The organism is Acinetobacter sp. YH12226 (assembly GCF_013417805.1).
Taxonomy (GTDB): domain Bacteria; phylum Pseudomonadota; class Gammaproteobacteria; order Pseudomonadales; family Moraxellaceae; genus Acinetobacter.
Genome location: NZ_VPDG01000010.1, coordinates 66,542 through 91,702, shown reverse-complemented (window position 1 = coordinate 91,702; position 25,161 = coordinate 66,542). Strand labels below are relative to the sequence as shown.

The following is a 25,161-nucleotide window of genomic DNA, read 5'->3' as shown; positions in this document are numbered from 1 at the left end:
CTATTTTTATAATTCAAAAATCTAGTTGCGGATTTAACAAAAAATGATCACAGGAAGTCAATACATAAATGCGTTTTTGTTAAATTATTTTATGTAATTTTTAAAATGGTAAGATTCCGACCAATGAATGCAGACATTTGGATAGACTTGAGTAGAATATGCCAAAAATCTTGAGCCAATATATCTTGATTGCTCATAGAAAAACTTAAATAAATAAAAATAAACCTAATAATAAGAAATATATAGCTATAAATTTCAAAAATATCAGGCTGTATATTCTCAAAGAGAAAAATATGAGTAATTTAAAAATTTTGATTACAAAATTATCTGAACATGCACGCCTATGCCTTGAGAAGGCAGCGAATTTCTGCATCACACAGCAAAATTATGAAATCGAAATTGAGCATTTTTTCTTAGAGTTGCTACAGCAACCAGACTTGAATGATCTCAAACTATTGCTCAAAAAATATGAAATTTCCGAAGATGATCTCACCCATGATCTGAATCAGAGTATTCAGCAAATGACTAAAGGAAATTCTCGTACACCTATCTTTGCCAAATCCATTATTCGTGTATTAGAACATGCCTGGCTTTTGGCTTCAGCAGAGCAAAATCCGATGATCCGCAGCGGACATCTACTGGTTGCCCTGCTCACTGCGCCTGATCTATATCAAATGACAATTCGTGCTTCTACTTTATTTGAGCAGCTTCCAATTGATCATTTGAAGCACCGATTTTTAGAGTTCTGTGAGCAAAGTATTGAAAATATGAGCTATTCTCAGCTTACTAAGGTAAAAGAAGATTCACCTAACGCACAGCTAAAATTAAATAAAACATCGGCACTTGATCAATACACTATTAATCTAACTGAAAAAGCACGCCAAGGCCAAATCGACCCGGTGATCGGTCGTGAGTTTGAAATCCGTTTGATGCTGGATATCCTGATGCGCCGTCGTCAGAACAATCCAATACTCACCGGCGACCCGGGAGTCGGTAAGACAGCTGTGGTAGAAGGATTAGCCCTGAAAATTGTGAATAATCAAGTACCTGATGTACTCAAAAATGTAGAACTTCATGTATTGGATCTGGGCTTATTACAAGCAGGTGCGAGTGTAAAAGGCGAGTTTGAGAATCGCCTGAAGCAAATTATTCGAGAAGTTCAGTCCTGCAGTTATCCGGTTATCTTGTTTATTGATGAAGCCCATACGCTGATTGGTGCAGGTGGTCAGGCTGGTCAGAATGATGCTGCCAATCTGTTAAAACCAGCTTTGGCACGAGGAGAACTGCGTACCATCGCCGCGACTACATGGGCGGAGTACAAACAATATTTTGAAAAAGATGCTGCGCTCAGCCGTCGTTTTCAGGTGATAAAGGTAGAAGAACCTAATGAAGAAGTCGCAATTAATATGTTGCGCGCCATGATTCCGCTCATGACTCAGCATTTTCAGTTGCAGATTGATGATGAAGCAATTACTGCTGCGGTGCGTAATTCACATCGTTATATCAGTGGACGGAAATTACCGGATAAGGCCATTAGTGTATTGGATACAGCCGCGGCACGGGTTGCCTTGAGCCAGAGTGCGCAACCTGCAAAGTTAGAACAGTTACAGGCACAACTGCATAATTTTCGGCTAGAACATGAGATTTTAAATCAGGAGCATCAAAATTTTCCGTGTCATCAGACACTTTTAATTGAATTATCAAAAAATATTTCAAATTTGGAACAAGAGATTTCTCAGGTAGAACAGCAATGGCAGCAAGAACTTCAATTGGTTCAGGAAATAAAATTATTACAGATTCAATCCAAAAAAATTGAAAATAAAAATAAAATTAAAGTATTACAGCGATGTTTGTCTCAGATTCAGGCTGATAACCCACTCGTGTTTGAACGTGTAACAGTCCCTATGATTAATCAGATCATTTCTGACTGGACCGGAATTCCAGTAGGTAAAATGATGAATGATGAAATCCGACAGGTATTAAAATTACAAGATAAATTATCGCAACGTGTAATGGGTCAGGACTTTGCTTTGCATCAACTGGTCCAAGGTATTAAGACATCTAAAGCAAAACTGGATGATCCGAATAAACCGCAAGGTGTATTTTTATTGCTTGGCCCAAGTGGTGTGGGGAAAACTGAAACTGCCCTAGCCTTGGCTCAAGAATTGTATGGAGGAGAATCACATCTGATCACGATAAATATGTCGGAATATCAGGAAGCTCATACCGTATCTTCCTTAAAAGGTGCTCCTCCAGGTTATGTCGGTTATGGTCAAGGAGGCATTTTGACTGAAGCGGTACGCCGTAATCCTTATAGCGTGGTTTTATTAGATGAAATCGAAAAAGCTCATCCTGATGTGCAGGAATTATTTTATCAGGTCTTTGATAAAGGCATGCTGGAAGATGGTGAAGGCCGTCTAATTGATTTTAAAAATACGACAATCCTGTTGGCCTCCAATGTTGGCTCCAGTGCCATTATGCAGGCTTGTGTAAATCAACCCGTCGAAAACTGGCCGGATGCAAAAAGCTTAATTGAACTGTTCAAACCAAGTTTGTATCAGCAATTTAAACCGGCATTTTTAGGGCGTATGCAAATTGTGCCTTATTATCCTTTACATGATGAGCTATTGATCCAGATCATTCAGCATAAACTGGGGAAAATTACCCAACGTATTCAGCAGCAATATGCCACGCAGGTTACTTATAATGAGGACTTGCTCGAACTTCTACTCAGCCGATGTACCGAGGTTGATAGTGGTGTGCGCAATATTGATCATATTTTAAATGCTTCAGTATTGCCTGCTTTGGCTACAGAAATATTGAGAACCATGAGTGAGGGAAAGATTCCTAAACTGATTCACATTGAGATTAAGAATGATGAAATTTTTTATAGCGTAGATCCGAAAGTTAAAATAGCGCAAAAAGTACGTTCTAAAAGCAATAAAGCAGATGCTGCCTAGTTGAAGTAACCTAAAAATAAAAACAAATAAAATATAATAATTGGAATAAAGATGAGCCTGGAATTTGAATATTTATTGCAAGACATTTCAGTCGATCAGCCGTGCGGTGTGGACTATTCATTTTCAAATGATTTTCATGTGATTAACAAGGCCAGAACTCGTGATGATCCTTTATTGGAGCAAGGTGACTGGGTCTCGGAACCGAAACAGGCCGATTGGCAACTTGTACATGATAAAACGATTGAATTATTAACTGAAAAAACCAAGGATATCCGTCTATATACCTGGCTTATAGAAGCTTGGAGTCATCTCTATGGTTTTGAAGGAATTGCTCGAGGATTAGAGTTGACCCAGCAAAGCCTTGAGCGATACTGGTTCACGTTACATCCTCAAATCGAAGAGGATGATCTTGATCAACGTTTTGGATTATTACAAGGTTTGATTACGCAACTGCCAATGCTGATGAAACAGGTGCCTTTGGTCAGCTCTGCGCCTTTTTATAATTTAGGTGATTATGAGGCATTCTTACATCAACGCAATATTAAACTCAAACAACAGCAAGATGACTACTCTGAAAATAATACTGTTCAGGATTTGGAGCATTTTGAGCAATCGTTGCTGAAAACTTCTCAAACAGTTTTAAGCCAGAATGAAGGTTTTCTTCTCGAGATTCAGACCCAATGGCTGTATCTTAAAAATACACTGGATCATTTACTGGGTCTAAATGCACCGAGTTACGCGAGCACAGATTCTCAACTTGAATCGATCTTCTCCAGTATTAAGCGCATTTATAAAACTGATATTTCTTCAATATCTCAGGATCAAATAAATACACCGCAATTCGGCACTCTCAAAATACCTGAAATAATAGTGATGAATACCTCGCCTGAAAATATACAAGAATTTCGACCTCAAGCCCAAAACCATCTGGCCAACCGTCAACAGGCCATGCAGTTATTACAAGACATCGCTCGATATTTTCAATCTCATGAACCGCATAGTCCAGTGAGCTACATGCTGCAAAAGACGATTAAATGGAGTCAGATGCCATTACATGAATGGCTGGCTCAAGTAATCAAGAACGAGAATCCGATCGAAAACGTACATGAATTACTGGGTATATATGCCAATGATGAATCCAAGAATGAGTGGTAAATATTAAAATGTTTAAAGCAGAAAAAGTACTGTGGGGCGAAGGTCTATTTTTAAGACCGCAACATTTTCAATTACAGGATGCCTATCATGAGCAACGCTTGAGTCATATGATTCGGGCGACATTTCCTTTTGCTCACGGGATCCAGTCCATTCAATTTGATGAAGCTCAATTCAATATGCATATATTGGCATTAAGTAAAATTGAAATGATCTGGCAAGATGGTGAAATTTATCAGGCGCCTGCACAGGATTTATTACCAGAACCTGTACAACTGGATACCTTAAACCTGCGTGGTGAAATGCAAATTTATTTGGCTTTGCCAATGCTACAGCCGAACAAGCAAAATGTAAGTCATGTCGAAAACACTCAATCTAGTCGTTATCACTCACATTTAATCTCGACCCATGATTTATTCACCGATGCCACTACTGCAGAGATCACCCTGTTACGCCGTCGGGCAGAATTTAAACTTTTTGAAGTTGGCCAAGAACCTCAGCAGCCTCTGGATGGTTATTTATATCTTCCGGTTGCTCAAATCAAACGACAAAGTTCTGGAAATTTTATTTTTGATCATAAATTCATTCCTCCAATTTTACATATTCAGGCCTGTGAATATCTGCTAGACAATTTAAAGCGAACTTTGAATATCATCCGGGCCAAGATTAAAACGATTCAATCCAATAACCGTGAAAACGAACAGAAACTGATTGAATTTCGTTCTGGGGATATTGTCTCTTTCTGGCTGGTGAATGCCTTAAATACTGCTTATGCAACCTTAAATCATATTTTGCAGTATCCACAAATTCATCCGGAACGGCTATATGCGGAACTTTTAAGACTCAGTGGTTCCCTACTTACCTTTTCAACAGCCTATGACATTGATCAATTGCCGCAGTATCAGCATCATCATCTATACGACAGCTTCAATCAGCTGGATATTATTCTCAGAGATTTACTCGATACAATTATTTCGAATCGATATATCAGTATCAGCTTAAAAGAAACTCGCCCATCCTATTGGTTTGGCAGTCTGGAGACCGATAAGATCAGTCACAATACGCGGTTATATCTTGCTGTATCAAGTAGTGTTATGCCTGCACATGACTTGATTGCCTATGTTCCGATCCGTTTTAAAATTGGTAGTACTATAGATGTAGAACAACGCGTGGTTGCAGCTTTACCGGCTGTACCCGTTCAGCATCTCATGCAGGTGCCTACTGCAATTCCGGTACGTTCCGGCGTTCATTATTTTGAGATTGAACCCAATAATGAACTGTATCAGCGCATGCTGGATTCAGAATCGATTTGTGTTTATATCCCGAATGGCTTTCAGGATATCGCGATTGAACTTATTGCTGTCATGAATGGATAAAAATATTAATGAATACAATCTCTAACACTCCTCTTTCACTCTTTGATGGCGATCAAATCGGAGTAGATTATACAGCCATGCAACCTGTAGAAACCTACCCTACCTCTACGAATAGTCTGGTAGATTTACTGCATGACGGCTTCTATATTGTTTTCCTGTTAAAAAATCACTATGTCCCTGTAAATATAGAGTCTTTCCGTGAAAAAATTCTGGAGATGTTGAAAAGTTTTGAATATCAGGCACGCCAGATGCAATTTTCAGCTGAAGATATTCAAGATGCAAAATATGCCTATTGCGCTTTAATAGATGAAACAATTGTCACCCAACAGGATGAGCGATTTTTTGATCTGCAAAATTCCTGGATGATCAGTCCCTTGCAGTTAAGCCTTTTTGGTTCACAACTTGCAGGTTATCGCTTCTTTGAATATCTGGAAGAAATACGCCATAAAGATAAGCAACGTCTGGCAGTATTAGAGGTATATCATTATTGCCTTTTATTGGGCTTCCATGGAAAATATCGAATTGAATCTATTGAGCATTTAAATAGTCTGATTGCTCGTATCGGAGATCAGATTGATTATCTCAAGGGTAAAAAAGTTGCTTTTTCTCCTTTTTCAGCAATTCCAGATCAAATCCGACATATTATCCATCGTGAATTACCATTTTTCTGGATTCTGATATTTTTATTATTATTTGCCGTGATCAGCTTTGTGGTTTTTAAATATGCCTTGTCAACAGAACAAGCTGCTGTTTTTTCTCAATATCAAAATTTGATTAGCGCGCCTGCTGAACAAGCCTATATTACGATTCATTTACCCTAACTCAATTTTCAAATAAATATGATGGACACTTATAAAAATAAAGACTTAAAAAATGACGCCGTTGGAAAATTTATATCGATGAATAAAAAAAAAATTTTGAATTATTATTAGATCAATCATTCAACTGATGATTTTGATTATATTGAGCAGCTTTATTCTATTAAGCTTAGCTATGTTAGCCTTGCTGTCTTACGAGTTTCGATTAAGAATACAGGATTTTTTTCTTGATTTGATTTCACAAAGCAAACAACAATTTTCTCAAGCAAAACAGTTTGTTCAGAAATTTCATCAGGCGGCATCGCCTGAGCATCTTCAGTCTGAATGGTATTTGCAGCAATGGTGGATTTTGATTTCAGGATTTAGCTTATTTGCCAGTATTTTAATGTTCGCTTTCACTCAGCCACTTACTGCAAGTAGGTTTGAAGCTGAATATTTAAGGAAAGTTGATCCACAGATTTATGCATTATTAGATGGGCAAATATTAACAGCTCCAACTGAAGTTGATGAACAGCTTATTATCGAAGCCTTACAAGAAGAATCTTTAGCAAATCATTCTGTAATTTCAGCGCAAAGCCTTAATCTGAATATTGAAGACATTCATATAAATCCAAATATCAGCACAGCAGACCGTAAATGGCATAAGATGAATCCGCGATTTAAACAGCGCTTACTGATGGTTTTTAAAATTATGCGCGAACAGCATGGTTATGAGCTGGTTTTACTCGAAGGTTATCGAAGTCCGGAAAGGCAAAACTCTTTGGCGACCAACAGTAATATTACCAAGGCCAAAGGCTTTCAAAGTTATCATCAGTTTGGTCTGGCCGCGGATATTGCCTTTAAGCGGAATGGCAAGGTGGTGATTAGTGAACGTGATCCATGGGCCATGCGTGGTTATGAACTGTTTGGCCAGATTGCAGAATCGGTGGGTTTAACCTGGGGCGGTCGCTGGAAATCCATTAAAGATTTTGGACATACTGAATATCGTATGCCCGGTTTAAAGAAAACAGCTGAAATGGCGCATCAACTCATTCATGAAGGACAATTACAGACTCAAACATTTCAGCCTTGAGTGCGAAATCGTAAATTAATTTAGAAAAGTCTGCATATGTTTAATGACTTCATCTGGCTTTTCACCATGCAGCCAATGTCCTGTATTTTCAATGCATTCAATTTTCGCCTGAGAAAATTGTTCATTGATTGCCGCAAAATGTTCAGGTTTTGAGATATAAAAAGAATTACCGCCACGAAGAAATAAAGCTGGCTGATTAACTTTTTCGACCTTTTCCCAAGCCATAATATCTGGATAATGATCAAATAAAGCTTGAACATTAAAGAGCCATTGCCCTTTATTAAAGGATTTTAATAAAAACTGAATTACCATTTCTTCATGAATGTATTCACGCATAATTTTTGCTGCCTCAAGTCGTGAAGCAACATTTGCTTGCTGCACAGCAAATAAGGCTTTAAAAATCTCAGTATGATGACTCTCATGATATTGGATTGGTGTAATATCAAGAACGACCAACTTTTCAGTTTGTACTCGGGCTAAATCAGCCAATTTCATAGCAATTTTTCCGCCCATAGAATGCCCTATTACTATGAACTTTTGAATATTTAAACTTGATAAAGTTTCTAGGACATCTTCCGCCATGAACTGATAATTTAAGTCTGAACTATGACCAGAAAGACCATGATTGCGTACATCAATTTGAAGCACGGTTCTTTGCTCAGAAAAATATCGAGCTAGTATTCCTAAATTACTTAAACTACCGAATAAACCATGAATAAAAATCATTGGAGATAGTACTGACGTTTCGTGGTGTTGGAGTTGATAATTTAGGATCATTTGAGAATTCCGTGATTTCTTTCTTTATTTAAGTGTTTATAATGGATTTATATTGGGAATTAATCAATTGCGAAATTTTTAAATATAAATTTTACTTAGGCTATTTTATGGGGATATATTTTGCTTAGGCTAAATAATTCATAATCAATTTGTAAGTATTTAAAATTACGATTTTAGATCTGGATGCATATTTGGCTATCTATAAATATGAAAGAAGATGGTTGAGTTGTGGTGCAGACTAAATAAAATTAATGAAAATCTTAAAACTGGGATTTAATAACATGTAAACCACTTTTAGGTCAGAGTGTTTCTTAAACTAACTCGCTGTTATTACCCAAATAGACTGAGGTAATTTTGAAAATATTGTTTTTAATTATTCATTGCTTATTATTTATCAAAAAATGACTATTCATAAGTAGCTTATTAATCGACTTAATTCTGTTTAAAAATAATACGTTTTAAGACCAAATGAGTTACAGGCAGTAAATATCAGTATTATCAATTCCCCCTTCTCCCTTTCTTGAGAAAGTTGTTAAACTTATGTGTTACTTAGGCTATTTTTAGCATCTTAAGATATTCAAGTTATTAGCTTAAATATCAGCGTACAATCACGCTATCCTACTTAAATCGTCCTGTTCAAGAAATTACAAAACTACGATTATTCATTTATTCTTATCAATGTATTAAAAACAGTGGATATATACCCGAGATATTAGATATTCACATCAAAATAAATTTAAATTAACTTAACAGATTTTTTATTACATGATATTCAGGAAATGGTCTTTCAGGTTTTAATATCTATAAAATCTGGTTGTGAAATAGACTTACCTACTTAATTTTTATTCTACTGCGAAAAACTTTCAAGATAGAAAAGTATTTTATAATTTATTCTACATTCCTATTTTTACAAAATACGCTTGTGGTCATTCCAGATTGAGTCAAACTTTGATCCTGCCTCTTAAGAAAACTTTTGGCGACCATGACCATCGTGGGCGCCATATCCAGACTGCTGTTTTCTTCGGACACCTTTTGAATATCCTGATAGGCTTTCAGTCGTTTGCAGAAAGCCTGACGTTGAGTTTGGGCATCTACCTTTTGATCATCTTCATCTAAAATATGCTTGGTTTCATTCACGATTTTAGTCTGAGCTGAAATAAACTCGTCATAGGCACTTTGTGAAAGCGGCTCTGCGAAGACCATGCTATTCAGTCCTAATAATAATCCAGCACAAATGAAAGATGATTTTTTTAGCATTTAAATTTCTTCTTTCCAGACATCTTCATAATCATCGGCATCAATCATGAAACGAAAACCTGTTTCCAGAGCCAGATACGGTAAAACTTCTGGTGCGATGTCCTGTAATTCACGTACTGTCATGGTTTCGAAAGCCTCTTCACTTGAAGGTTCTCCACCATAAATGTACCAGCTGATATTTTCAGCCGTTTCAGGCTTTTTACGGATGCCAACAATCGGATCCTGCTTTAAGGTATGTACGGCCACCGCAACAACATCATCACCCGTGACTTCAACATAAGCCGAGCCTACTTCTTCACAAAGTAGCTTTTGCTCTGCGATCAGTTCTTGTAAAGGTGATAGGTTTTGCGTGTTTTTCGACATTCGGTCTTACTCATCAATTTTCATTAGCGCGCTATTTTAACTTAATTTTAATGAAGCTGATTGGGATTTCATCGAGATCTAAAAAATATCTGCCCTTAAACCGTGTTAAGCGCAGATATGGATCTCAACTTATTGGAAGACTTTAAAGCGCTCTTCATCCGCGAGATAATCTTTGGCACGTGGCTCGCCTTCTATCGAACCAAATACCAACTGTGCACGCAACTTCCAGTTCGATGGAATGTCCCATTCCGCATGAACTTGCTCATCCACGATCGGATTGTAGTGCTGCAATGATGCGCCCAGCCCTTCTGTGTGCAATGCTGTCCATGTTGCAAATTGTGCGATCGCAGTCGAATGCTCTGCCCAGATTGGGAAGTTATCAGCATAAGATGGGAATTGTTCCTGTAAGCCTTCTACAACTGTGTGATCTTCAAAAAATAAAACAGTGCCTACCCCTGCCGCAAAACTGGCCATTTTTGCTGTGGTTTTTGCAGCGCTTTCTTCATCTTTGGCATAGCTTTTTAATTTATCTGCGACGAAGCCCCAAAACTTTTCATGTTCTGAATTGAATAAAATGACGGCGCGTGAAGACTGAGAATTGAAAGAAGATGGACTTTGCTTAATTGCAGTCTGAATCAAATCAGTTAGACGTTCAGGAGATTGTTCAACATTCTTGGCAATGGCATAAATAGTACGGCGTTTAGTAATTAAATCTAAAAACTGATTCGACATTTTTGAAAATCCTGGGATATATCTTCGGGAAAATTTGAACCTTCATCTATTTTTGTGAAGGATAGCTAATCAATTAAGCTTTTACTCATCTTAAGATAAAGCCTATATACCTTAAAAAATAATGGACTTAATTACTAGGCTATTTAATTGATATTTTTATATATTTTTTAGCTAAAAATGATCATTTTCATCTATTTTTTGAACAATCGTTAAAACTACTGCCCTATGCGAGTGCCTGACGCTAAAGGATTGTTCAACATGCGCTATTATTGATCAAAATTTTAAGAATAAAGCAGTTCAATGATCACATTTAATATTACTTAGGCTATTTCAAGAGATCATGCATTTTGAAATAAATCTCATCTTGCAGATAAAATTAATCCCCCAAAATTGGAAGATTAATTTTATAAATAAAAGCTAAAAAACCCGTTTAAAACTTCGCGTTCAACACCTGAGCAGATACTTTAGTCTTCCACAGCTCACGTAAAATCGGTAAATAGAATTTCTCACCAAGTTCAACCAGCTCTGCATCAATCAGAGCATGCATCTCATGCATAAACAAATAATCCAGTTCAACTGTGGTTAGTTTAGTCTGCTGTTTTTGATAGTCTTTGCGTTTCTGTTGGGCTTGTTTAACCAGACGATCCGCAAATGCTTTATCTTTAAACTGGGTAATTGCTTTTAATCGAAGTTCAATAATACCCCATCCAGTTAAGAACATCTGGAAGGTTTCAAAATCATCGCTGGTCGATTCCCAAGACATTTCTTCCAGATTTTCATTATCGGGAAGCACAGGTAAAAGAAGTTCCATCACACTCGGGAAAATCTTTTTGAAATTCAGAATAAATTTAACAGGATGCTCACCTGGATAATCCTTGAATTGCACCTTTCTTTGAACATCTGTTAAATAAATATCAAGCATAAAACAATCATCAGTGGTTAATCTCATCTAGCACTATTGTACGCAACTCTGCCTGAGATAAAAACCACTGCTGACTATTCCATGATAAAACAGGCGGAAAGATTGAAAATAAAAGCGCTGCAGCCCTTATTTGGCATTCGGTGAGACCATCTGTTCAGGACGCACTACTTCATCAAACTGTTCAGCAGTGACTAAACCCAGTTCAACAGCCACCTGTTTTAAGGTTTTTCCTTCCTTATAGGCTGTTTTGGCAACCTTGGCTGCATTCTCATAACCAATCACCGGATTCAATGCTGTGACCAGCATTAAAGAATCATGCAGGAAATGTTCAATTTTCTCATGATTCGGCTCAATGCCTACGGCGCAATGATCATTAAAACTGTTACACGCATCGCCTAAAAGCTGGATGGATTGCAACAGATTATAGGCAATGACCGGCATAAACACATTCAGCTCAAAATTCCCTGATGCACCTGCCACGTTAATGGTGGTGTCATTGCCGAGAACTTGCGCCACGACCATGGTCATCGCTTCACTTTGCGTCGGATTCACCTTACCCGGCATGATGCTAGAACCCGGTTCATTTTCAGGAATACGCAATTCACCAAAACCACAACGAGGCCCGCTGGCCAGCCAGCGAATATCATTGGCAATCTTATTTAAGCTAACCGCTAAAGTCTTTAATGCACCAGACGCGAATACCGCAGCATCACGGCCTGCCAGAGCCTCAAACTTGTTTGGCGCAGTTACAAATGGTAAGCTTGTTAACTGTCCTAGTGTTTTAGCAGACTGAACAGCATAATCAGGATGAGCATTTAGACCGGTACCAACCGCTGTACCGCCTAATGGCAATTCATATAAGCCAACTAAGGCCTGTTCTAGACGAAGAAGTCCATGATCAAGTTGAGAGACATAACCGCTGAATTCCTGCCCCAAGGTTAAAGGCGTAGCATCTTGTAGGTGTGTCCGGCCAATTTTTACAATATCGGCAAAATCCTGAGATTTGGCATATAAAGTATTGCGCAAGCGTGTGACTGCCGGAATTAACAGTTCATTGATCTGCAAGCTCGCAGCCACATGAATCGCCGTCGGAAATGAATCATTGGTAGATTGGGCACGATTGACATGATCATTCGGATGAACCGGTTTTTGTGCCCCTAAATGATTGCCCAGTTTCTGGTTGGCAATATTGGCAATCACCTCATTACAGTTCATATTGCTTTGCGTACCTGAACCGGTTTGCCAGACCACCAGTGGAAATTGACTGTCCCATTTCCCGCTGATGACTTCATCTGCCGCATCTACAATGTAGCGTGACAGTTCTTGGGAAATCTGGTTCAGCTCGGCATTGGTTAAGGCCGCAGCTTTTTTGACGAGTCCCATGGCACGAATCATTGGCCGTGGCAAACGCTCATTTCCAATTTTGAAATTTTGCAAGCTACGCTGAGTCTGAGCGCCCCATAAAGCCTCGCTCGGTACAGCCACTTCTCCCATCGTGTCATGTTCAATACGTGTTTGCATGTTCAACCTCAATTCTTCTTGCCTGTTACTAATCTTAGGAATTTCAATATGAATGATTTAATCTATTGATTTAAAGTAATCGATCACAGTAATCATGTAAATGATAATTATTATCAAATATAGCTAAATACTTTTAATTACTGCCCTCTGAGCATATTCTGATAAAACAACCATTCATCCTCAAGCATCTTTCTGAGTGATCGCTGAGGTTGCCAATGTAGAATATTTCGCGCCTTTTCAATGTTCGCCCCCAATTGATCCATTTCCGCATGGGGATATGGTAAAGCATCCATGGTTTTGATTGCAGACTGGGTGACTTCAGCCAGTTGATCTAGCAAATCCTGTATGGAAATCAATTCACCGGCAATATTAAAGGCTTCACATTTTAATTCCTGCTGTTGTGATAGCCATTGCAAGGACTTGATCACGGCATCACAACAGTCTGCGACATGCAGAAAACTGCGTTCTACTGTGCCATCCGCAGTATGGGCCTGACGGCGTAATTCCAGATATTCACGTTGCTGTGCAGCGACCTGCATCGCCAAAGGCAAAATATTTTTCGGTAAAGGTGGCACCGCTTCCCCCAGCACACCGTGTTCAAAGGCGCCGGCGATATTGGACAGACGTAGGATCGCAATCCGCCATTCATTATCAGTTTTGGCAGTATCCCGGATAATTTCCTCAACCATTTGTTGCGATTTGATATAGGGATTCGGATAAGTGAAGTTAAAAGGCAGATCTTCGCTTAAGTCTGCACCAGATTGTCCATATACCGCCAGACTGGATAAATGTACCAGATGACGCACGCCGGTACGCTGCATGGCACGCATGAGACTCATAATACAGCTAACATTATCATTATAATATTCAAGTGGTTTTAATACTGATTCTTCCAGTGATTTAAAACTTGCGGTATGCACCACAGCCTGAATCGAATGCTGCTCAAAGACTTTGTTCAATGCTGGCGTATTGCGAATATCAATTTTGATAAAAGGTACATACATACCAGAAATAAATTCGAGGCGCTCCAGAGTCTGTAAGTTAGCATTGGCCAAATTATCGACCACAATGACCTCTAGTCCTTGTGCTAACAGACTTAAAGCAATATGTGAGCCTAAAAAGCCTAATCCACCCGTCACTAAAATCATTTATACTACCTACTTTCTGATGAAGCCAAGATCAATCTGTTGCTATTGATCAAGCCTGTAGTGAATTTCGATGAGCACCTTAATTCTTGTTACCTCCGCACCGACTTCCATTTATGCCTGGCATGCCCTGGGTTTGGCTCAGGCCTTGCAAGATAAACAGGAAGCATTCCGTGTATTCTTCTATCAGGACGGCGTATCGGTCGCAAATGCATTGCAATGGGTACCCGACGATCAACGTCATCTTACACATGCATGGCAAGCGCTACAGATTCGCCTCCCGGTCTGTGTAAGTGCAGCATTGGCACGTGGAATTACAGATCAGGACAATGCCCAACGTCACAATATTCAGCAGCATAATCTGGCAGATGCCTTTGAATTGGTCGGTTTAGGTGAACTTGCCGATGCTGTTCAGTCCTCACAACGTCTCATTCAATTCTAGATGTTTCATTTTTTAGACTGTGTTGCTTTTCCAAGGAATCTTGTGTGAAATCTGTACTTGTTATATTAACCCAAGCCAATCTGACCAGCCTGCAAGTGCATGAAAGCCTGTCGGCTACCATGGTCCTGGCAACCTTTGGCGCAGAAGTTAAAGTCCTGCTACAAGGGGCTGCCCTCAGTCTGCTACGTTCAGAGCTACAATTTGACCAGTTGCAACATGCATTTAAACTGGCATCAAATATGGTCGACAGTTTCGAGTTTTATGATCTCACTCCGATTCTGATTGAGCAGAAAAACCAGCATTCCCCATTTGTGACGCAGAGCGAACAAGAAATCGAATTTATTGAGCTTAATCTTGAATTTCTTCAAAGCTTTGATCATGTGCTGTATTGGTAAGGAATAAGGATATACAAATGTCAAATCATACACTTTATCTGATCCAATCCAGCTATTCGGCAACAGCGCAGATCCTAGAACAACTGGCTCAAACTTATACAACGGGTGATCAGGTCGTGCTGATGGGTGAAGCAGTTTTGCTGCGAGAGCATTCATTTCTGCAAAACTTGCCGCAAATTTACATGCTGGAAAATGATGCGGAGTTATTAGTACAGCCTTTGCCTGATCAGGTAAAGCTTTTGAATTATGCAGATTTTGCAGATCTTTGCCTCGAGTTTAATCGCTGCATTTCAATGAAATAATGAATGAGTTAGATATGAATTTAGAATTGGATCAAGATGGCCATCTGGTTGACTATACCATCTGGAATGAAGACGTTGCTCAAGTGCTGGCCGATAGTTTGGAACTGAGCTTAACTCCTTGGCATTTTGAAATTCTGCAAGCGGTACGTCAGTTCTATCAACAATTTGGTCATTCACCAGCAACACGCCCACTGATTAAATTTTTAATGAAAACTGTCAGCGCCGATATCAATAATGCCATGCTTCAGGAAAAGTTTAATACTGGTCTGGTGGCCCGTCACTTAAGCCGTTTGGCTGGTGTACCCAAGCCTGCGAACTGTTTATAAAGATACTTAGCTTTCTAAAGTGTGTATTTAAAGGCCCAAATCATTTTTTGGGCTTTTTTATGAGAGCAATTTTCAGACTGAGAATAATGAAAGATACAGCTGGATCTAATTCGTTAAATTTGGGTTTGCTCTAATACTCGCAATGCTCGATGCAATTCATGATCCATTTCAGGCAGAACCTTAATCAGAAAATTAATTTGTGCTTTCGCTTCGGCCTTGCTCACCAGTTGGGCCTCTACCAGTTTTTGCTGCTGAGTGATCAACAAACTGACTTGTTGAGGATCTGGTCGTTGTCCCTCACTTAAAGCGTTAATGATCTGAGTAAAGTCCAGATATAACTGTTCTTGTTGCTTTGATAATTCGCTTTGCTTTGCAACCGTATCGTTCTGTTCCTTCTTCGTAGTTTGACTATTCTTAGGAGAGTTAACAGAGATATAGCTTGCCGATTTTTCAGCTGGCAGGACCGGATCAGAATGGGTCTGATCAGTAAAATTCGTCCGATAGATTTCTTGTCGTACCTGATAGCCAATACCCACTAAAGCCCCAAACAAGAGCAATCCGATCATTACATAGAACAGAATTGTTTTATCATTCATTTTTATGTCCTCAGCTCAAGAAAGACAGTCTTTATTTATTAAGAAGCTGTCTTTTTCGCTAATCGACGATTGACTACGGCGTTGACCAGTCTGCTGGTGCATATCCAATCCGGACACGTTGTGGATGATTTCCCACCGGCACACTCAGCACTTTATTGCCCGTGGCAAAATCAATCACGGTAACCAAATCGGTTTCACTTTCTGAAATTACACAGCTACGACCATCCGGGCTTCGCGTTGCCCAATAAGGTTTACCTGCAGAAATCAGTTTCCCGGCTGTCAGTGTTTTGCGATCTACAATCGTAGCGTAGTTATCCATCGTACCGGCGACACAGAGCTTTTCACCATCAGCACTGATTGATAGGCCATGATGACGCGAATCATTCACCCATTTTGTCCGGTCTTTCGGGATACTATCACTACCAGGCAGCTGTCCGATCCGGCTAATCTTGTTCTGATTCAGATCGTACTCAATCAGACCATTAAAAAATGAAACTTGGGCATATAGTTTAGTTTCATCCTTGCTAAATACCATTGGTCGTACGGAGTTAGATAAATCTTTACGACCAAATGCATCCAGTGCGGGCCTGAAGTCAATTTTTCTTAGCACCTGATGTGTATTGGCATCTGCGATAGTGATAAAACGCTTTCCTTTAGTAAAGTCTTGCCACTGAGCATCCATCGACGTTTCCACATTGCCGATAGCAGAGTTCAGGATCTTGTTACCACCATCGAAGTAAATATTTTCATGCGGTTTATCGCCAGTACTGAAACGGCCTAACTCTTTACCGGTATGGATATCTAGTACATGCACTACATTTCCTGAAGATGCAGATACAGCGATGCGCTGCCCATCTGGTGATACTGCCATATGGTCGGCACGGAAGCCTTCTACAGGCGTCCGCCAGTTAATCTTGCCGGTTTTGATATTAATTGATACCACATCGGCGAAACTTGGGCGTGATGCAACGACTGACTGTCCATCTGGTGTCGAGTACATATCATCCACCAGCTGGTCATTGCCTTCACCGGCTGTGGTCTGAATATAAGTGTAAGCAATCAGTTTGATTGGATTCAGGTGAATTTCTTTAATGCGCTCTTTACGGTCAGGAATCATGTTAATGACGCCAATTTTTCCAAAATCACCCGATGGACGAATCACGGTTACCGTGCCATCCCAGTTATTTCCGACAAAGAAAACCTGCTGTGAATTGGCAGGTGCAGCTGAAGGTGCAGAAGCGGCCTGTACACTAGGCAATGCAGATAGCATCGCCATTGCAGATAGTGTCAGACAGAACCGTGGCCATTTTTTATTTTGAATTTTCATCCATTATGCTCCGCATAATAATTTATATTTTTGTTTTCATTCCTTGTTGTGTACACAGTCAGGCTGTGTTTTAACGTATCTAATATACAAACGTATAAAATGATTTACTGTTATTTCCGACCAAAAAATATGCAGCTATTTTAAATCTATTACTTCAGGTTCTATGAATTAGGTGATCACCTTACTTCGATCTTATGTATCCAGCACATCGACGAACTGTGCATTGAGCACTTTGGCAAGATCAGCCGGCTTTAATCCGATATCCAAACCTCTTTTACCGCCACTCACATAGATCTTATCCAACTGTTCTGCGCTGGCATCGATCACCGTTTTTAATCGTTTCTTTTGCCCAATGGGACTGATTCCGCCAACCAGATAGCCGGTCAAGCGTTCTGCATGTTTAGGATCTGCCATCTGGAGTTTTTTACATCCCACGGCCTGCGCTACTTTTTTCAGATTTAACTGATGATGCACTGGCAGAATTGCGACAAAATATTGTTTTTCATCCGTGACTAATAAAGTTTTAAAGACTTCTTCCACCGAAAGCCCCAATTTCTCAGCAGCTTCTATCCCGAAACTTTTGGCATTGGCATCATGTTCATATTCGTGAATGCTGTATTCGATTTTATTGGCTTTTAATAGTTTGCATGCAGGTGTCATAGAAAGTCTGGTTTGAGATGAATCGCATGATTATATAAAAATTAGCTCAAGAAGTTAATTTAGATGAGGCAACTACAGAGCAAATTTTGCTTTAAGCCCGGATTCCGCTTCAATCAGATCTATTTGGTTCAATCTTTACGCTCTTCAATACTTTTAAACTCTTCTGCAAAGAAGATGACGAGCAAAATATCAACAAATGTATGTGTTTTTGCCACTATCTAAGCGTTAGGCGATTAATGGCTTCATTATGTAGAAGGCTTGAAGATGAACACATTCGTCATTTCATGCGTCTATAAATACGAGGCATATAAGTCGAGCGTTTTATCTTAAACCCGCTGAGATTTAACCTTTATCTCCGGAAGAAGAAATAGATTCTTGTACAGTGTCTGTCATGAATACTTGAATTGAAAATGATGTAATTAATTCCAATATATTGGAAGAATAGACCTAGGAAAATCCAAGTACAATAAGAGAAAATATCATTAACATATTGTCTTATCTTATATTTTTAAATTTTCATCAAGTTTTGAGAAACGGTCAATAGCTTATATATAAAGAGGATAATCAGCACAACTCTAAAGTCAGAATGTAAAGAGTTTTCTATGCTATAGAAGTCGAACATTGCAGTAAAATCAGCCAGACAACTCTTGTTCAAAACTAAAAATATCACTAAAAGGAAGAATTTAGCGTTAACATGAAGATTACAGTTACATAAAGGATATTAACTGTTTTTGCCAATTGGGTTTACAATGAAAATAATCTGAATACCCAGCGAATTGTAATTTTTTAACATTGCCAAATCTCTGCAAAGTTTTCATTATAGCGCCACTGTTTGCTATATGCTTTCTACGTTAATTCAAAGAAATTATAAATAGTAATGTAGAAAATCATGCAATAATAAGCAGAGTTTGCAGACATCTTGCAAACAAAACCCGATACTTTTTAATTGGAGCATGCTGGATGAGTTCGACCATTTTGGTTATTCATGGACCGAATTTAAACTTGCTTGGGAAGCGCGAACCGGAAGTTTATGGTCACCTTAGTCTTGACAATATTAACCAGCAGCTGATTGCTCAGGCCCAACAAGCTACATTACAACTCGAAACTTTCCAGAGCAACTGGGAAGGTGCCATTGTTGACCGAATTCATCAAGCCCAGCAAGACGGCATTCAATATATCATTATTAATCCAGCAGCATTGACCCATACCTCTGTTGCTGTTCGCGATGCCCTCCTTGGCGTTGCCATTCCTTTCATTGAAGTCCATCTGTCTAATGTGCATGCACGTGAGGCATTCCGACATCATTCATACTTGTCCGATAAAGCCATCGGCGTGATCTGTGGTCTAGGTGCAAAAGGCTATGCTGCTGCCCTCGACTATATCATTGAAAAAATACAACCTTCTACACAATCTTAATTAGGAATACTGTCTCATGGATATCCGTAAAATCAAGAAACTCATCGACTTGATGATTGAATCTGACTTACAGGCGATCGAAGTTAAAGAAGGCGATCAATCGATTGCATTAACTCGTCGTAATCCAGTGGTTGCAGCAGCTGTTCCTGCGATGCCTGCACCAGCAGCCGAAGCGCCAGCAGCAAAATCTCCTCGCGGTGCTGTTGAAACTTCACCAATGGTCGGCGTGTTCTATGCAGCACCAAGCCCAGGTGAGCCGACCTTTGTTAAAGTTGGCCAGACCGTTTCTGCAGGCGATACGCTCGGTATTATCGAAGCAATGAAAATCATGAACCCGATTGAAGCAACTCAAAGCGGTGTGATTGAAGAAATTCTGGTGAAAAATGGTGAAGTGATTCAATTCGGTCAACCACTTTTCCGCTACCGCGCTTAATCACCCCGGGGATTTATAATGTTGCAAAAAGTTTTAATTGCAAACCGTGGTGAAATTGCGTTACGCATCACCCGGGCTTGCAGAACTTTAGGGATCAAAACTGTAGGTGTCTATTCTGACGCAGACAAGGACCTGATGCATTTACGTTTCTGTGATGAAGCAGTATGTATCGGCCCTGGTGCGAGTAGTGACAGCTACCTGAATATTCCTGCGATTATTACAGCTGCTGAAATTACCGGCGCAGATGCCATCCATCCTGGTTATGGATTCCTCGCTGAAAATGCAGAATTTGCAGAAATCGTAGAGAATTCTGGTTTTATCTTTATTGGTCCGCGTCCGGAACATATTCGTTTAATGGGAAACAAGGTTTCTGCCATTATTGCCATGAAAAAAGCTGGTGTACCAACAGTACCAGGCTGCGACCATGCCGTAACAATCCACAATGCGATGGCTGAAGCGAAAGAGATCGGTTTTCCACTGATTGTAAAAGCTGCTTCTGGTGGTGGTGGTCGTGGTATGCGTATCGTAGAAAATGTCGATACCCTGCTTGAATCTGTTCAGGCTGCACAGCGTGATGCGGAAATGTGGTTTGGTGATGATACGGTGTATATGGAACGTTTCCTGCAAAAGCCACGTCATGTCGAAGTGCAAGTACTGGCTGATGGTAATGGCCATGCGATTCATCTGTATGATCGTGATTGTTCACTACAGCGTCGCCATCAAAAAGTACTGGAAGAAGCGCCAGCACCGAACTTACCAGAGCAAGCACGTGCTGATATTCTAGAAGCCTGTGTGAATGCATGTAAGCTGATGCAATATCGTGGTGCAGGTACATTCGAATTCCTGTTTGAAGATGATGAGTTCTTCTTCATTGAAATGAATACGCGTGTTCAGGTTGAGCATCCGGTGACTGAAATGGTCACGGGGATCGATATTATCGAACAGCAATTGCGTATTGCTGGCGGCTTAGGTCTCGATATTCAGCAAGAAGACGTCAAGGTTTTAGGACATGCGATTGAATGCCGTATTAACGCAGAAGATCCATCGACCTTCCTGCCTTCACCAGGCAAGATTGACAACTTCTATGCACCAGGCGGCGCAGGTATCCGTTTAGATTCGCATGTTTATCCAGGCTACAGCATTCCACCGTATTATGATTCGATGATTGCCAAACTGATTTCGCATGGTAAGGATCGTGAGACGTCTATTTCTCGAATGAGAAATGCTTTGGAAGAAATGATTTTGACTGGCGTTAAAACCAATATTCCTTTGCATAAAGATTTAATCCTTCAGGATAAAAACTTCTGCAAACAGGCAATGGATATTCATTACCTAGAGAAGCATTTGTTAAAGCAGCTTGAAGGTGCTGAAGACAAAGCTTAAATCAAAGCTCATAAAAAAACCGCTGTCATTCAGCGGTTTTTTTTATTGTTTGCAATTTAAGGCAATACGCGTCTGAGCACAGCAAAACATTGTTCGGCTTTTTCATTGGCGCAGAAGTTAATGGTATAAGGGTTTTGCCATTTCACAAAATATTGCGAAATTTCACCAGACTGATCCACCTGATTGCCTGAACAGTCTTTTTCATTATTGTCATATTTTACTTGCAGAATCAGCGCTGGAATCTGCTGCGAAGGATCCTGTGCCGGCTGATAGTCATATAGCCCCGACGTCCACTCATCGCCACTTTTAATCACCACATTATTATTGCCTTTAAAATTATAATATTCGATACATTTTTTATTATTCGGGATTTCCATTCCCCACAATCCGACAATTTCCGGACGGGTTTTCACAGTAAATGTATTTGGGATTTCAGCAGCTTTAGCAGGAGCATTCGCTGGTTTTTTATTTTCTGTCGCCATTAGCCAAGGTGAGCTCATGAGTAAGATAAGGCTAAGACATATTTTTTTCATATTTACCGGCATCTTGTTAACAATTGATTCTAAATTATCATATTTTTTGGGATCGTGTCCCGCTCTAACGCAATTTCAATACAGAGTCAGAAATTATTTATCACATTGTTTAAAAACATGGATTTCCTTTCTGACTTTTTTTGTATATATTTCGTATATAAGAATCTTAATAGTTCGCATTAATAACAGATTAATCAAACAATAAAATTATATTTTGGGTCAAACTTAGTTGCTGAACAAAGTGATCATTCACACTTAAAAATTTGAATAGGATTTTAAATTTGCAATTAGCTCGAATAACAGAACAACAATTAAATCATGAAACCTATGCTTATTTTGTCATTGTTTTCGCTGTTTTAGTCTGTTGTTTTATTGGGATCGCAACCAGACCAATTGAGTATCTGGCCTTATTGTGGCCGGCCAATGCTGCCTTGTTAGCCCTGTTCTTACGCTTTCCACATTTAAATAATATGGGAGGTTGGCTCGGTGCATTCAGTGCTTTTATGTTTGCAGATCTGGTCACCGGGAACAGCCTATTACAAAGCCTGTTTCTTACCCTGTCTAATCTGATCAGTACTATTGTCTCGATATTTTTTATTCGATATTTCAAGATTAATTACAAATACTATAATACCGGTTATACCTTCGTTCATTTATTTGGCATCTTCGCTTTTGCAGGCTGCCTGGCCAGTGCGGCTTTTGCAGTTATCACCTTGCCCAATCTACCCAATTCATTCATGACCAAAGAAAATTTATGGATTGATTTTGGTCTGTGGTGGACCGGTGAAATGGTGAATTATATTGTGTTTCTTCCTTTAATCTTGGCATTCCCAAGAATAAAAGACATGCAGTACTTATTTAAAAACCGTCGTCAAAAACGTAATTACTTCAGCTATTTTTTACCTGCATCTTCAGTCGTGGCCTGTGTCATCATTACCAATATTTTTGCAGGCCCGGGTGCAATGCTCTACCCTCTGGCTGCACTGATCTGGGCTGCGTTGACCTATCGCCTGTTTACCATGACCATGATCAACGCTTTTGTGATTATCCTGACCTATTACAGCCTGACGCGGTTTTATGCCACAACGCATGACACCTTGGCAGATTCTACGATTTATATTTCGCTCCGGATCGGGCTGTTTATGCTGGCCTTATCGCCGCTTATTCTTTGTATTATTAGTCAAAACCGCAATGAGCTGTTTAAACGGGTTCTCTATCTGGCCAATCATGACAGTCTGACCCGCACCATGAATCGTCATTTCTTCTTGCAGAAAGGTGAATATTTACTGCAATATGCCAAGACGATGGAATTTTCAGTCATCATGCTGGATATTGATTATTTCAAACGCCTGAACGATCATTTTGGTCATCATGTCGGTGACAAGGTGCTGCAACATTTTGCGGAAATCATTCGCTGCAATTTACGTGCTGAAGATCTTTTTGCACAGATTGGTGGAGAAGAATTTGTACTGCTACTCTGGAATACCGAACCATCAGAAGCACGTCTTATTGCAGAACGGATTCGTGATCTAGTGGAAAAAACCCCGATGCATCAATCAGATGGCTCGTCCCTGTATATTACCGTGAGTGTGGGCATCACCCATCAAAATGAACCCAACTCCCAAGACCTGCAAAACCTGATCAATATTGCAGATCAAGCCTTGTATCAGGCCAAACATCGTGGGCGAAATCAGGTGGTGCTTGCATCTTGAGCCTAAATGATCTACAACCTTGAAGCAGCAACACTAGGGAATGGCAATGAAATTTGAAGAATATCTGCAATATGACGGTTTAGGACTGGCTGATCTGGTCGCCAATAAACAAGTACATTCAAGTGAACTTTTATCTGCTGCACTAGAGCGTAGCTCAATTGCCAATCCCGAGCTAAATGCAATTATTATTCCGATGCATGAGCATGCATTGAAACGGAGCCAGCAAAATCTGTCCGGACCTTTTGCCGGTGTGCCTTTTCTGGTTAAAGACCTGTTTCAGGAATATGCCGGTTATCCAACTTCTTATGGTTGTCAGGGCTTAAAACGGATTGGTTATATCGCCGAGACCAATGCCGAGATTGTCAATCGCTGGGAAAAAGCCGGGATTGTGACTTTTGGACGTACCAATACTCCTGAATTTGGGATTAAAGGTATTACTGAACCAGATGCTTGGGGCAGCTGTAAAAATCCGTGGAATTTACAGCATAATAGCGGCGGCTCGTCCGGTGGTTCCGCTTCTGCCGTGGCTGCCGGAATTGTACCAATTGCGGGTGCTGGTGATGGTGGCGGCTCGATACGTATCCCCGCTTCCTATTGCGGCCTGTTTGGCCTGAAACCGAGTCGTGGCCGCACGCCTTGGGGACCACAAATGAGTGAAGCCATGCATGGCGCCGCGATTCAGCATGTACTGACCAAAACGGTACGGGATAGTGCTGCAATGCTGGATGCCACCCATGGTGAAGATCATAGTTCACTGTTTAAGATTCAGCGTCCACAGCATCATTATCTGGATGTGATTCAGCAACCGCCAAAAAAACTGAAAATTGCGTTTAGCACTTATTCTACGATTGGCACACCTGTTTCCCAGGATGCCATTAAAGCCATTGAACAAACAGCCAAATTGCTAGAATCTTTGGGCCATGAAGTGGTCGAAGACCGCCCAGCCATTGATGGCATGCAACTGGCCAAGGATTTTATTACCACCTGGTTTAGCCAGTTTTCATTTATGCTGAATGAAATTCAGAAAGGCTATCCGTCTAGATCGAATGATTTTGAACTGGACTCTTTAGCGCTGGCAGCTTTTGGGGCCAAAACCAGCGCGATTGATTATATCCAGAACCTGAATAACTGGGGTCAATATGTAACCCAGATGAATCATTTCTTTGATAATTATGATCTGTACCTGACGCCTGCAACGGCGACAGTGGCGCCAAAAAATGGTGAGGTCAAAACACCAAACTGGCAGAAACCGATTCTTAAAGCTTTATTGAAACTAAATAAAGCACATTTGCTGGCGCAAGGTAAACTGGTCGACCAGATTGTGAAAGAAAATCTGAAATGGGTGCCTTTCACGCAACTGGCCAATATTACCGGACTCCCGGCGATGTCTGTACCGCTGTACTGGAATGAACAAAACCTGCCGCTCGGTTCACAGTTTATTGCACCATTTGCCCGTGAGGATCTGCTACTACAACTGGCAGCCCAATTGGAGCAGGCACAACCGTGGTTTGGGCAATACGCCAAAATCCGTATTTAATGTT

Annotated in this window: 25 protein-coding genes; 14 read left to right on the top strand and 11 right to left on the bottom strand. The window is 40.0% G+C overall.

What is annotated here, in order from left to right; genetic code table 11:
• Positions 1 to 293 precede the first annotated feature (293 nt).
• From tssH to FTV08_RS11040, 5 genes are all read left to right on the top strand, one after another.
• Positions 294 to 2,960 (top strand): type VI secretion system ATPase TssH, encoded by a 2,667-nt coding sequence (gene tssH / locus FTV08_RS11060; RefSeq protein WP_180087329.1) that lies wholly within the window; start codon positions 294 to 296, stop codon positions 2,958 to 2,960.
• Positions 2,961 to 3,011: 51 nt separating this feature from the next.
• Positions 3,012 to 4,115 carry a type VI secretion system protein TssA gene (gene tssA / locus FTV08_RS11055; RefSeq protein WP_180087328.1) on the top strand — a complete coding sequence of 368 codons (1,104 nt, stop codon included), beginning with the start codon at positions 3,012 to 3,014 and terminating at the stop codon, positions 4,113 to 4,115.
• Positions 4,116 to 4,123: 8 nt separating this feature from the next.
• Complete coding sequence (gene tssK / locus FTV08_RS11050) at positions 4,124 to 5,488, top strand: type VI secretion system baseplate subunit TssK (RefSeq protein ID WP_005107022.1); 1,365 nt, start codon at positions 4,124 to 4,126, stop codon at positions 5,486 to 5,488.
• An 8-nt stretch (positions 5,489 to 5,496) separates the two neighbouring features.
• On the top strand, positions 5,497 to 6,309 hold the full coding sequence (gene icmH / locus FTV08_RS11045; protein ID WP_180087327.1) for a type IVB secretion system protein IcmH/DotU: 813 nt from the start codon (positions 5,497 to 5,499) through the stop codon (positions 6,307 to 6,309).
• 127 nt (positions 6,310 to 6,436) lie between these two features.
• The gene (locus FTV08_RS11040; RefSeq protein WP_005107024.1) at positions 6,437 to 7,378 is read left to right on the top strand and encodes a M15 family metallopeptidase; all 942 of its coding nucleotides are present in this window, start codon (positions 6,437 to 6,439) and stop codon (positions 7,376 to 7,378) included.
• 15 nt (positions 7,379 to 7,393) lie between these two features.
• Here the strand turns inward: FTV08_RS11040 and FTV08_RS11035 are convergent, their stop codons facing one another.
• From FTV08_RS11035 to FTV08_RS11005, 7 genes are all read right to left on the bottom strand, one after another.
• Entirely contained in the window at positions 7,394 to 8,155 is a 762-nt protein-coding gene (locus FTV08_RS11035) for an alpha/beta fold hydrolase (protein WP_004280222.1), read from the bottom strand.
• 888 nt (positions 8,156 to 9,043) lie between these two features.
• Entirely contained in the window at positions 9,044 to 9,412 is a 369-nt protein-coding gene (locus FTV08_RS11030) for a hypothetical protein (RefSeq protein WP_180087326.1), read from the bottom strand.
• On the bottom strand, positions 9,413 to 9,775 hold the full coding sequence (locus FTV08_RS11025) for a hypothetical protein (RefSeq protein ID WP_071851342.1): 363 nt from the start codon (positions 9,773 to 9,775) through the stop codon (positions 9,413 to 9,415).
• 129 nt (positions 9,776 to 9,904) lie between these two features.
• The gene (locus tag FTV08_RS11020; protein ID WP_180087325.1) at positions 9,905 to 10,507 is read right to left on the bottom strand and encodes a nitroreductase family protein; all 603 of its coding nucleotides are present in this window, start codon (positions 10,505 to 10,507) and stop codon (positions 9,905 to 9,907) included.
• 430 nt (positions 10,508 to 10,937) lie between these two features.
• The gene (locus FTV08_RS11015; protein ID WP_004280216.1) at positions 10,938 to 11,429 is read right to left on the bottom strand and encodes a hypothetical protein; all 492 of its coding nucleotides are present in this window, start codon (positions 11,427 to 11,429) and stop codon (positions 10,938 to 10,940) included.
• A 126-nt stretch (positions 11,430 to 11,555) separates the two neighbouring features.
• Positions 11,556 to 12,950 (bottom strand): class II fumarate hydratase, encoded by a 1,395-nt coding sequence (fumC, locus tag FTV08_RS11010; RefSeq protein ID WP_180087324.1) that lies wholly within the window; start codon positions 12,948 to 12,950, stop codon positions 11,556 to 11,558.
• Between the two features lie 137 nt (positions 12,951 to 13,087).
• Entirely contained in the window at positions 13,088 to 14,098 is a 1,011-nt protein-coding gene (locus tag FTV08_RS11005; RefSeq protein WP_180087323.1) for an NAD-dependent epimerase/dehydratase family protein, read from the bottom strand.
• Positions 14,099 to 14,168: 70 nt separating this feature from the next.
• Between FTV08_RS11005 and tusD the strand changes: the two genes are divergently transcribed.
• The 4 genes from tusD to FTV08_RS10985 are packed head-to-tail and all read left to right on the top strand — an operon-like array spanning position 14,169 to position 15,560.
• Positions 14,169 to 14,537, top strand: a complete 369-nt coding sequence (gene tusD, locus FTV08_RS11000) for a sulfurtransferase complex subunit TusD (protein WP_180087322.1) — start codon at positions 14,169 to 14,171, stop codon at positions 14,535 to 14,537.
• A gap of 44 nt (positions 14,538 to 14,581) precedes the next feature.
• Positions 14,582 to 14,932: a hypothetical protein gene (locus tag FTV08_RS10995; RefSeq protein ID WP_180087321.1), complete on the top strand. Its 351-nt coding sequence runs from the start codon at positions 14,582 to 14,584 to the stop codon at positions 14,930 to 14,932.
• A gap of 17 nt (positions 14,933 to 14,949) precedes the next feature.
• On the top strand, positions 14,950 to 15,234 hold the full coding sequence (locus FTV08_RS10990; protein WP_180087320.1) for a DsrH/TusB family sulfur metabolism protein: 285 nt from the start codon (positions 14,950 to 14,952) through the stop codon (positions 15,232 to 15,234).
• A 14-nt stretch (positions 15,235 to 15,248) separates the two neighbouring features.
• Positions 15,249 to 15,560 (top strand): TusE/DsrC/DsvC family sulfur relay protein, encoded by a 312-nt coding sequence (locus tag FTV08_RS10985; protein WP_005263018.1) that lies wholly within the window; start codon positions 15,249 to 15,251, stop codon positions 15,558 to 15,560.
• 113 nt (positions 15,561 to 15,673) lie between these two features.
• On the opposite strand, the gene FTV08_RS10980 is transcribed toward FTV08_RS10985, so the two are convergent.
• The 3 genes from FTV08_RS10980 to ybaK all read right to left on the bottom strand — a co-directional run bounded on the left by FTV08_RS10980 (position 15,674) and on the right by ybaK (position 18,143).
• On the bottom strand, positions 15,674 to 16,156 hold the full coding sequence (locus FTV08_RS10980) for a hypothetical protein (RefSeq protein WP_180087319.1): 483 nt from the start codon (positions 16,154 to 16,156) through the stop codon (positions 15,674 to 15,676).
• Positions 16,157 to 16,229: 73 nt separating this feature from the next.
• Positions 16,230 to 17,483 carry a YncE family protein gene (locus tag FTV08_RS10975; RefSeq protein WP_180087318.1) on the bottom strand — a complete coding sequence of 418 codons (1,254 nt, stop codon included), beginning with the start codon at positions 17,481 to 17,483 and terminating at the stop codon, positions 16,230 to 16,232.
• 192 nt (positions 17,484 to 17,675) lie between these two features.
• Positions 17,676 to 18,143 carry a Cys-tRNA(Pro) deacylase gene (ybaK, locus tag FTV08_RS10970; protein WP_180087317.1) on the bottom strand — a complete coding sequence of 156 codons (468 nt, stop codon included), beginning with the start codon at positions 18,141 to 18,143 and terminating at the stop codon, positions 17,676 to 17,678.
• 960 nt (positions 18,144 to 19,103) lie between these two features.
• Here ybaK and aroQ point away from each other — a divergent pair.
• From aroQ to accC, 3 genes are read left to right on the top strand one after another with little or no spacing between them, the layout of a single operon-like run.
• A complete protein-coding gene (gene aroQ / locus FTV08_RS10965) occupies positions 19,104 to 19,559 on the top strand; it encodes a type II 3-dehydroquinate dehydratase (RefSeq protein WP_180087316.1) in 456 nt (151 codons plus the stop codon).
• Between the two features lie 16 nt (positions 19,560 to 19,575).
• Entirely contained in the window at positions 19,576 to 19,992 is a 417-nt protein-coding gene (gene accB / locus FTV08_RS10960) for an acetyl-CoA carboxylase biotin carboxyl carrier protein (protein WP_005107117.1), read from the top strand.
• An 18-nt stretch (positions 19,993 to 20,010) separates the two neighbouring features.
• Positions 20,011 to 21,375, top strand: coding sequence for an acetyl-CoA carboxylase biotin carboxylase subunit (gene accC / locus FTV08_RS10955; protein ID WP_004646808.1), 1,365 nt, complete (start codon positions 20,011 to 20,013; stop codon positions 21,373 to 21,375).
• 56 nt (positions 21,376 to 21,431) lie between these two features.
• Here the strand turns inward: accC and FTV08_RS10950 are convergent, their stop codons facing one another.
• On the bottom strand, positions 21,432 to 21,875 hold the full coding sequence (locus FTV08_RS10950) for a hypothetical protein (protein ID WP_005100815.1): 444 nt from the start codon (positions 21,873 to 21,875) through the stop codon (positions 21,432 to 21,434).
• 314 nt (positions 21,876 to 22,189) lie between these two features.
• Between FTV08_RS10950 and FTV08_RS10945 the strand changes: the two genes are divergently transcribed.
• Both FTV08_RS10945 and FTV08_RS10940 read left to right on the top strand, forming a co-directional pair.
• Positions 22,190 to 23,620 (top strand): diguanylate cyclase, encoded by a 1,431-nt coding sequence (locus FTV08_RS10945; RefSeq protein WP_180087315.1) that lies wholly within the window; start codon positions 22,190 to 22,192, stop codon positions 23,618 to 23,620.
• Between the two features lie 46 nt (positions 23,621 to 23,666).
• A complete protein-coding gene (locus FTV08_RS10940) occupies positions 23,667 to 25,157 on the top strand; it encodes an amidase (RefSeq protein WP_180087314.1) in 1,491 nt (496 codons plus the stop codon).
• Positions 25,158 to 25,161: the final 4 nt, after the last annotated feature.

Excerpts from the sequence above, each read along its gene's own strand:
- ybaK (WP_180087317.1), bottom strand. The coding sequence starts at position 18,143 with ATGACACCTGCATGCAAACTATTAAAAGCCAATAAAATCGAATACAGC.
- tusD (WP_180087322.1), top strand. The coding sequence starts at position 14,169 with ATGAGCACCTTAATTCTTGTTACCTCCGCACCGACTTCCATTTATGCC.
- FTV08_RS10950 (WP_005100815.1), bottom strand. The coding sequence starts at position 21,875 with ATGAGCTCACCTTGGCTAATGGCGACAGAAAATAAAAAACCAGCGAAT.
- icmH (WP_180087327.1), top strand. The coding sequence starts at position 5,497 with ATGAATACAATCTCTAACACTCCTCTTTCACTCTTTGATGGCGATCAA.
- accB (WP_005107117.1), top strand. The coding sequence starts at position 19,576 with ATGGATATCCGTAAAATCAAGAAACTCATCGACTTGATGATTGAATCT.
- FTV08_RS10975 (WP_180087318.1), bottom strand. The coding sequence starts at position 17,483 with ATGAAAATTCAAAATAAAAAATGGCCACGGTTCTGTCTGACACTATCT.
- fumC (WP_180087324.1), bottom strand. The coding sequence starts at position 12,950 with ATGCAAACACGTATTGAACATGACACGATGGGAGAAGTGGCTGTACCG.
- FTV08_RS10990 (WP_180087320.1), top strand. The coding sequence starts at position 14,950 with ATGTCAAATCATACACTTTATCTGATCCAATCCAGCTATTCGGCAACA.
- FTV08_RS10940 (WP_180087314.1), top strand. The coding sequence starts at position 23,667 with ATGAAATTTGAAGAATATCTGCAATATGACGGTTTAGGACTGGCTGAT.
- FTV08_RS11015 (WP_004280216.1), bottom strand. The coding sequence starts at position 11,429 with ATGCTTGATATTTATTTAACAGATGTTCAAAGAAAGGTGCAATTCAAG.
- FTV08_RS11020 (WP_180087325.1), bottom strand. The coding sequence starts at position 10,507 with ATGTCGAATCAGTTTTTAGATTTAATTACTAAACGCCGTACTATTTAT.
- FTV08_RS11030 (WP_180087326.1), bottom strand. The coding sequence starts at position 9,412 with ATGCTAAAAAAATCATCTTTCATTTGTGCTGGATTATTATTAGGACTG.
- tssK (WP_005107022.1), top strand. The coding sequence starts at position 4,124 with ATGTTTAAAGCAGAAAAAGTACTGTGGGGCGAAGGTCTATTTTTAAGA.
- FTV08_RS11005 (WP_180087323.1), bottom strand. The coding sequence starts at position 14,098 with ATGATTTTAGTGACGGGTGGATTAGGCTTTTTAGGCTCACATATTGCT.
- accC (WP_004646808.1), top strand. The coding sequence starts at position 20,011 with ATGTTGCAAAAAGTTTTAATTGCAAACCGTGGTGAAATTGCGTTACGC.
- FTV08_RS11035 (WP_004280222.1), bottom strand. The coding sequence starts at position 8,155 with ATGATCCTAAATTATCAACTCCAACACCACGAAACGTCAGTACTATCT.
- FTV08_RS10985 (WP_005263018.1), top strand. The coding sequence starts at position 15,249 with ATGAATTTAGAATTGGATCAAGATGGCCATCTGGTTGACTATACCATC.
- FTV08_RS10980 (WP_180087319.1), bottom strand. The coding sequence starts at position 16,156 with ATGAATGATAAAACAATTCTGTTCTATGTAATGATCGGATTGCTCTTG.
- FTV08_RS11025 (WP_071851342.1), bottom strand. The coding sequence starts at position 9,775 with ATGTCGAAAAACACGCAAAACCTATCACCTTTACAAGAACTGATCGCA.
- tssA (WP_180087328.1), top strand. The coding sequence starts at position 3,012 with ATGAGCCTGGAATTTGAATATTTATTGCAAGACATTTCAGTCGATCAG.
- tssH (WP_180087329.1), top strand. The coding sequence starts at position 294 with ATGAGTAATTTAAAAATTTTGATTACAAAATTATCTGAACATGCACGC.
- aroQ (WP_180087316.1), top strand. The coding sequence starts at position 19,104 with ATGAGTTCGACCATTTTGGTTATTCATGGACCGAATTTAAACTTGCTT.
- FTV08_RS11040 (WP_005107024.1), top strand. The coding sequence starts at position 6,437 with ATGATTTTGATTATATTGAGCAGCTTTATTCTATTAAGCTTAGCTATG.